Source organism: Hymenobacter amundsenii (assembly GCF_002204745.1).
Classification (GTDB): Bacteria; Bacteroidota; Bacteroidia; order Cytophagales; family Hymenobacteraceae; genus Hymenobacter; species Hymenobacter amundsenii.
Genome location: NZ_NIRR01000015.1, coordinates 86,180 through 93,235, shown reverse-complemented (window position 1 = coordinate 93,235; position 7,056 = coordinate 86,180). Strand labels below are relative to the sequence as shown.

Here is a 7,056-nt window from a genome sequence, read left to right as displayed (position 1 = left end):
GCCTAGCCCTGACCATGCAGCAATTTCACTTCCTGGCCTTTGCGACACTCTTGCTGGCAAAAGGCGTTTTCCGAGCCACTAGTCCATAACAGGCTCTAGCACCCGCTTCGAGAGGCCAGCGGCGTACTGGATACCGCCCAGCAGATGCTGCCTAAAGAGCGGCTCCTGGTAACTTTCGGTGGTGTGGCCGCCGGCCGTGTAGAAAGCACGCCCGCTCCGGTAGCCGTGATACCAGGCAATGGGGTGGTCGTTGCCATGCATACCGCCCGAGTAGCTGCGCTCATCCAGCGTCAGCAATACCCGCACATCGGCCGACAGGTCCCGGAAATTATACCACTCATCCGTCCGCTGCCACTGGTCGGGCAGGGAGGCCGTGGCGTCGTGGTTCTTATCCACCACGTTCAACGTGGCCGGCTGGATGGCGGGGTGGCCGTTGAAGTAAGCGCCCACCAAGCCGTTGTACCAGGGCCAGTCATACTCAGTATCGGTGGCGGCATGAATCCCGACGAACCCGTTGCCGGCGCCAATGTACTGCTCAAAGGCCTGCTGCTGCACCTCATTGAGTACGTCGCCGGTAGTGCTCAGAAAAATAACCGCTTTGTACTTGGCCAAAACGGCCGGGGTGAAGTTGGCCGCCACCTTGGTCGTGTCTACCCCGAAGCGGTTGGCCGCCCCCAACTGCCGGAGGGCCGTAATGGCATCTGGGATAGAAGGGTGAGAGAACCCGGCCGTTTTGTAGAAGACGAGCACTTTCGGTAACGGCTCCGGGACGGGCGCAGCAGCATCCTCGGAAGAGTTGCAGCCATATAGAACGGCGGCCAGCAGACACAGCAGCAGCAGGTAGGGGCGCAGGAGTACGGGCGTGTTCATGTTTTCCAGGGATTAAGGCTCAGCTTCGGGTACCCGGAACTGCTGGACTTGCTTGCTCTTTCCACCAAGTCTGGAGAGCGGGGGATGGCCGTCTTTCTGGTAAGATAGGTTTTTAAAAAGCTATTTATGAATGAGTTAATGCCATATAAGCGGCTGATTATACGCTAGCCTACCTAACGGGCGCTGCCTTTTGGCCCCTCGAAAGCAGGAGGCCGAAAGGCAGCGCCCAAAACCTTCTACTATCGAGCCGGTCCTACAGGTCTACCCTTTTAAGCCCCACTCTTATGGTAAAAGTAGGATTGTTCGTACGTCTCGAAGCCAAGCCCGGCAAAGAGCAGGAAGTGGCCGATTTTCTGCGCGGCGGCTTGGCGCTGGTGGAGCAGGAGCCCGATACCGCCACCTGGTACGGCGTGCAGATGGGCCCTTCGACCTTCGGTATTTTCGATACGTTTGCCGATGAGTCCGGCCGCAAGGCCCATTTGAGCGGTAAGGTGGCCGAGGCCCTGTTTGCCCAGGCTCCTGAGCTGTTCGCTTCGGCCCCGGCCGTAGAAATGCTCGATATTCTGGCATCCAAGGGCGCGTAGCGGCCGCTAATACTTCAGTAAAACCGCCGCTCGTTGCCGCGACCTGCTTATGGTCGGGTAGCGGGCGGCGGTTTTGCGTTATGGGCCAAGTGATACTTACCGCTTCAGCTCTGCCAGTAGCCAAGCGCTGGTTTCCGGCCCGGCTATCTGCTTCACCAGTTGCAGGAAATCCGTGGTGGTGCTGGTTTTCTGGGCGGCGGATTGGGCCAGCAGGGCCACGAACTGCTCGGTGCCGATGCGGGTGCGCAACGCGTGCAGGATGCCGGTGCCCTTGTTGTAAATCACGCGGCGGTGCATGGGGTACTCGTGCGCGTAGCGGTCGAAACCCCAAAGCGGTGGGGTGCCAGGAGTGGTTTGCGCGAGGCGGCTAAGCTCCTTCTGGTAGCTCGCTTCGTCGCCGCTGGCTTGCAGGTAAAGCAGGCTGGAATAGGTGGCAAAGGCTTCGTTAAGCCAGTCGGTTTCATCATGGAAGGAACCGTAGGCCCACCACTTATGGCTGATTTCGTGGGCCATAACCAGCAGGTCTTCCGTTTTCGCCACATCAAAATCATCGTACGTGATAACGGTGGCGTTGTCCAGCAGCCCGTACGCTTCGCTGTTGGTGCCGGGCAGGAAAACGGTGAACCGGGCAATGGAATCCAGCCGTCCGATAGTGCGGTTGTAGAACGCCGCAACGGCTTCCGCCTGCCGTAGCATGACCGAATCGGGCCGGGCCGGCGGGCTGCCGGTTTTAAGCAGCGTAATGGCCGGGCCGGTAGCGGCTACGACCGGATAGAACTGCTTGGCCACAAAGGCCGTGAGTTCGATGGCGCTGGTTGTGCCTCGAAAGGTCCAGCGCCCAGCCTTTTGCTGGCTGGGCGGGGAGGTGCTGCGAACCTGGTAACCGGGCGGCACCCGCACCACTAACTGGTAAGGCAGCACCTCGTACTCCTGGAGGGGGCGGAAGGGCAGCCAGTTGCTGTGGCCGCTGAGAAAAGCTACGTGGTTGGTATAATTCGTCTCACTGATGCTACCCGCATAGACCAACTCAATGTAGCGGCTTTGGCGCGGGTTGGGGGCGTAGCGAACCTGAATCTGCTGGAGCGAATCGCCCGCATACACCACTGGCACAGCGCGTGCCTGTTCAGCCCGTGGGGCTAGTACTGGTTGCAGCTTAAAGCGGCTACTCAGGTTCAGCCGCACTACCGATGTCGTATCGGAAGCGGGCAGGGTGAAGCGGTAGCGGCAGGTGAAGGTGTGCGTTGCCGGCTCGATTTGCAGGTGAACCTGCAGAATAGGGGTGGCCCGGGCCGGGGCAGCGGCACCAAGGGCCGCCAGCAATAGAAAGAGTAGATATTTCACGGAAACAGACTTGGCTATACAATACGGCTGCTAAACTACGCACAACGGCGCAAGTCGGACAGGCTAATCGGCTAGCCGCTTGCTTCGTTGGTTTGGGTGGCGGGGGAATGTGGCTTTAAGCATAACGCTACTCTAGCTGCGGGCGTACACCAGAACAGCGCATCGGCATTGTCAAGCGCTTGCCGCTCCACCACCACTTCTATTCTTTTCTTATGTCGCAACTACTTACCAGCGCCCCCGCCAGCGGTGGCCTGCCCGCGCCGGTGCCCACCAGCCCGGTGCGCCTGACCATCAACGGCCAAACCCAAACCCTGCAGCTCGCGCCCTGGACCAGCCTGCTCGACGCCCTGCGCGAGTACGCCCACCTTACGGGCACCAAAAAGGGCTGTGACCATGGCCAGTGCGGCGCCTGCACGGTGCTCGTGAACGGCCGCCGCATCAACAGCTGCCTTACGCTGGCCGTGATGCACGAGGACGATGACATTACGACCATTGAGGGTCTGGGTACCCCCGACAACCTCAGCCCGCTGCAACAGGCCTTCGTCGACCACGACGCTTTCCAGTGCGGCTACTGCACCCCCGGCCAGATTTGCTCGGCCCAGGGCCTGCTCAACGAGGGTCGCGCCCACTCCGAAGCCGAAATCAAGGAACTGATGAGCGGTAACCTCTGCCGCTGCGGTGCCTACGTTGGTATTCTCGACGCGGTGAAAGAAGTTGTTGACTCAGAAGGGAGACAGGAGAAGTGAGAGGTTAGACCTTCGGCCTCGCCGTAGTCGCTTCTTCCCACGCCCCGTCTTACTTCTCACCTCTCATATCTCACTTCTAAGAAATGTATCCTTTCACCTACTCCCGGGCCACCGATGTGGCCGATGCGGTGCGCGACAAGGCCGGCCACGACGGCTCGGCCTACGTGGGCGGCGGCACCAACCTGATTGACCTGATGAAGATGAACGTGGAGCAGCCCGCGCATCTGGTCAACGTGGCCAAGCTGCCGCTTTCCAAAATTGAAGACCTGCCCAATGGCGGCCTGCGCCTCGGGGCCACGGCCACCAACTCCGATACCGCCTGGAACGAACAGGTGAAGGCGCGGTATCCGGTGCTGAACCAGGCTATTCTGGCGGGCGCCTCGCCCCAGCTGCGCAACGCGGCTACCAACGGCGGCAACCTCATGCAGCGCACCCGTTGCTACTATTTCTATGACATTGCCACGCCCTGCAACAAGCGGGAGCCGGGCTCGGGCTGCTCAGCTATTGGGGGCTTCAACCGGGTATGTGGCATCCTGGGCACCAGTGAGGCCTGCATTGCCACCCACCCCTCGGATATGTGCGTAGCCCTGGCAGCCCTCGCGCCCACCGTGCGCGTGAGCGGCCCCCACGGCGAGCGAAGCATTGCCTTCGAGGACTTCCACCGCCTGCCCGGCGACCAACCCGAACTGGATAATACCCTAACCGAAGGCGAGTTGATTACCTCACTCGATTTGCCGGAAAAAGGCTTCGCCAAGCACTTCGCCTACCTCAAGCTCCGGGACAGGCATTCCTACGCCTTCGCCCTGGTAAGCGTGGCGGTAGGGCTGGAAATGGACGGCGACACCATCACGGAGGCCCGCCTGGCCCTGGGCGGCGTGGCCCACAAGCCTTGGCGCGACCAATCGGCCGAGCAGCTACTGAAGGGGCAGCCCGCCACCGCCGAAACCTTCGGCCGCGTGGCCGCCCATGTGGTGGCCAACGCCGTGGGCCGGGGCTCCAACGATTTCAAGATTGAGCTGGCCCGCCGGGCCATCGTGCGGGCCCTCAAGCAGGCCGCCGAAGGCCAGCAGGTGGCCGGCGACGTTTACTTGGGCGGCCAGTAGGGCCGGGGGTGAGGTAGACGGCAGGCAAAACCGCAGTTTCATTCCGGTAAGACTGCTACTAGATTGTTAATCAGTCAGAAAGCTAACAGCCATCAGCTAATAGCTAACAGCTTAAATCAAGAATCATGACCCAGACCAACCATATCGGCAAAGCCCCCAACCGCGTAGACGGGCCGCTGAAAGTAGCGGGCGCGGCGCACTACTCGGGCGAATTTAACGTGCCCGACCTGGCCTACGGCTACGTGGTGAGCAGCCCTATCGCCAAGGGCAAAATCCTGAAAATTCATGCCGATGAGGTGCGCGCCTTGCCGGGCGTGCTGGAGGTGTTTTCACACGAGAACGTGCCGCATCTGGCCTGGCTCGATAAGAGCTATAAAGACCAGATTGCCCCCGGCGGCTCACCCTTCCGGCCCCTGCACGCGCCCGATATCACCTTCAATCAGCAGCCTATCGCCCTGGTGGTGGCCGATACATTCGAGCTGGCCCGCTACGCCGCCGCTTTGCTGCGTATCGACTACGAGCAGGAGGCCCACGAAACCAACCTGGAAGCCAAGCGCACCGAAGGGTTCGTGCCGGGCAAAGGCAAGGCCGGTTTCCAGCCGCCACCGCCCCCCCGCGGCAACCCCGATAAAGCTCTGGCGAATGCCACCCACAGCATCGAGGCCGAGTACGCCCACGGGGCCCAGCACCACAACCCCATGGAGCTGTTCACGACGACCGTGGAGTGGCGCGGCGACGGCAAAATAACTGCATACGACAAAACCCAGGGTGTCTTCAACGTCCAGAACTACCTGACCAGCGTGTTCGGCCTTAAAAAGGAAGATTGCCGGGTCGTGAACCAGTTTATGGGCGGCGGTTTCGGCGCCGGGCTGCGGCCCCAGTACTCGGTGTTTATGGCCGTGCTGGCTTCGCTGGAGCTCAAACGCTCGGTGCGCGTCACGCTCACGCGCCAGCAGATGTTCAGCATTGGTCACCGGCCCAACACGCTGCAGCTGCTGAAGATGGGTACCAACCCCGACGGCACCCTGGCCTCGTTACAACATCACGCCCTGCACGAAACCTCGCAGTTCGAGGACTATACCGAGAACATCGTCAACTGGTCGGGCATGCTGTATCAGTGCGAGAACGTGAAGCTGGGCTACGAGCTGGCCAAACTCGACATTTACTCGCCCCAGGATATGCGGGCGCCGGGTGCGGCCTCGGGCAACGTGGGCCTGGAGGTTGCCATGGACGAAATGGCCTACGCCGCCGGCCTCGACCCGCTCGAATTCCGGCTGCGCAACTACGCCGACCGCGACCAGAACGTGGACAAGCCCTTTTCGAGCAAGAAGCTGCGCGAGTGCTACCAGCAGGCCGCCGCGAAATTTGGCTGGGAAACCCGCTCCCAGGAGCCCCGCTCGATGCGCGCCAACGGCAAGCTGGTGGGCATGGGCATGGGTGGGGGCGTCTGGGATGCCGCCCAGAAAAAGTCGGCGGCCAAGGCCATTATATCGGCTGATGGCAAGCTGACGGTGCGCAGCGGCACCGGCGAAAACGGCACCGGCACCTACACCATCATGACCCAGATTGCGGCCGAAACCCTGGGCCTGCCCCTGGAGGCCGTTACGTTCGAGCTGGGCGACACCGACCAGCCCGAAGCCCCCATCCAGGGCGGCTCCTGGACCGCCGCCTCGGTGGGCACGGCCGTGAAAGATGCCTGCGACGCGCTGGGCGAGAAAATCCTCAAGCTGGCCCAGAAACCCGCCGACTCGCCCCTGAAGGGCGCCAAGTATGACGACGTGGAGTTCGTGAACGGCCAGCTGCGCCTGCGCCTCGACCACGACCAGGCCGTGGTGCTGCGCGACGTGCTGCAAGCCAGCGGCGAAACCCAGCTTGAAGCCGATAGCTCGGCCCAACCCAACATGGCCAAGCAACAGCCCTACTCGCTGCACTCCCACAACGTGGCCTTCGCCGAAGTGGAGGTAGACGAGGACCTGGGCACCATTAAGGTGACGCGGGTGGTGAGTGCCGTGGCCGCCGGCCGCATTCTCAACCAGAAAACGGCCCGCTCGCAGGTGCTGGGCTCGGTGGTGTGGGGCCTGGGCATGGCCCTGATGGAAGAAACCATCATGGACCATAAGTTCGGCCGTTACGTGAACCACAACTTCGCCGAGTACCACATCCCCGTCAACGCCGATATTCCCCACATCGACGTCATCTTTGTGCACGAAGACGACGACATCGTAAACCCGCTGGGCGTGAAGGGCATCGGCGAAGTGGGCATGCTCGGGGTAACGGCCGCCATTGCCAACGCTGTTTTCCACGCCACCGGCAAGCGCGTCCGCGACCTGCCCATCCTGCTCGACAAGCTGCTGTAACAGCCGCCACTTCAGGCAATGCAAAACCGCCCCGCAACCGTAAGGTCGCGGGGCG

General features: G+C 61.7%; 6 protein-coding genes. 4 read left to right on the top strand and 2 right to left on the bottom strand.

The genetic code is table 11. The features are described from left to right. Positions 1 to 78 precede the first annotated feature (78 nt). Positions 79 to 870, bottom strand: coding sequence for a ThuA domain-containing protein (locus tag CDA63_RS10790; protein ID WP_088464463.1), 792 nt, complete (start codon positions 868 to 870; stop codon positions 79 to 81). Between the two features lie 284 nt (positions 871 to 1,154). On the opposite strand from CDA63_RS10790, the gene CDA63_RS10785 reads away from it, so the two are divergent. Continuing rightward, entirely contained in the window at positions 1,155 to 1,454 is a 300-nt protein-coding gene (locus tag CDA63_RS10785; protein WP_088464462.1) for a putative quinol monooxygenase, read from the top strand. Between the two features lie 96 nt (positions 1,455 to 1,550). Here the strand turns inward: CDA63_RS10785 and CDA63_RS10780 are convergent, their stop codons facing one another. After that, a complete protein-coding gene (locus tag CDA63_RS10780) occupies positions 1,551 to 2,795 on the bottom strand; it encodes a M1 family aminopeptidase (protein WP_126546815.1) in 1,245 nt (414 codons plus the stop codon). A 212-nt stretch (positions 2,796 to 3,007) separates the two neighbouring features. Between CDA63_RS10780 and CDA63_RS10775 the strand changes: the two genes are divergently transcribed. The 3 genes from CDA63_RS10775 (at position 3,008) to CDA63_RS10765 (ending at position 7,001) form a co-directional block, all read left to right on the top strand. Next, on the top strand, positions 3,008 to 3,541 hold the full coding sequence (locus CDA63_RS10775) for a (2Fe-2S)-binding protein (RefSeq protein WP_199797521.1): 534 nt from the start codon (positions 3,008 to 3,010) through the stop codon (positions 3,539 to 3,541). Between the two features lie 83 nt (positions 3,542 to 3,624). Further along, positions 3,625 to 4,644 carry an FAD binding domain-containing protein gene (locus CDA63_RS10770; protein ID WP_088464460.1) on the top strand — a complete coding sequence of 340 codons (1,020 nt, stop codon included), beginning with the start codon at positions 3,625 to 3,627 and terminating at the stop codon, positions 4,642 to 4,644. A gap of 125 nt (positions 4,645 to 4,769) precedes the next feature. Next, positions 4,770 to 7,001, top strand: coding sequence for a xanthine dehydrogenase family protein molybdopterin-binding subunit (locus CDA63_RS10765; RefSeq protein ID WP_088464459.1), 2,232 nt, complete (start codon positions 4,770 to 4,772; stop codon positions 6,999 to 7,001). The last annotated feature ends 55 nt before the right edge of the window (positions 7,002 to 7,056 follow it).

What these genes read in the sequence shown, in the direction of transcription:
- CDA63_RS10790 (WP_088464463.1), bottom strand. Translation starts at nt 870, where the DNA reads ATGAACACGCCCGTACTCCTGCGCCCCTACCTGCTGCTGCTGTGTCTG.
- CDA63_RS10765 (WP_088464459.1), top strand. Translation starts at nt 4,770, where the DNA reads ATGACCCAGACCAACCATATCGGCAAAGCCCCCAACCGCGTAGACGGG.
- CDA63_RS10775 (WP_199797521.1), top strand. Translation starts at nt 3,008, where the DNA reads ATGTCGCAACTACTTACCAGCGCCCCCGCCAGCGGTGGCCTGCCCGCG.
- CDA63_RS10785 (WP_088464462.1), top strand. Translation starts at nt 1,155, where the DNA reads ATGGTAAAAGTAGGATTGTTCGTACGTCTCGAAGCCAAGCCCGGCAAA.
- CDA63_RS10770 (WP_088464460.1), top strand. Translation starts at nt 3,625, where the DNA reads ATGTATCCTTTCACCTACTCCCGGGCCACCGATGTGGCCGATGCGGTG.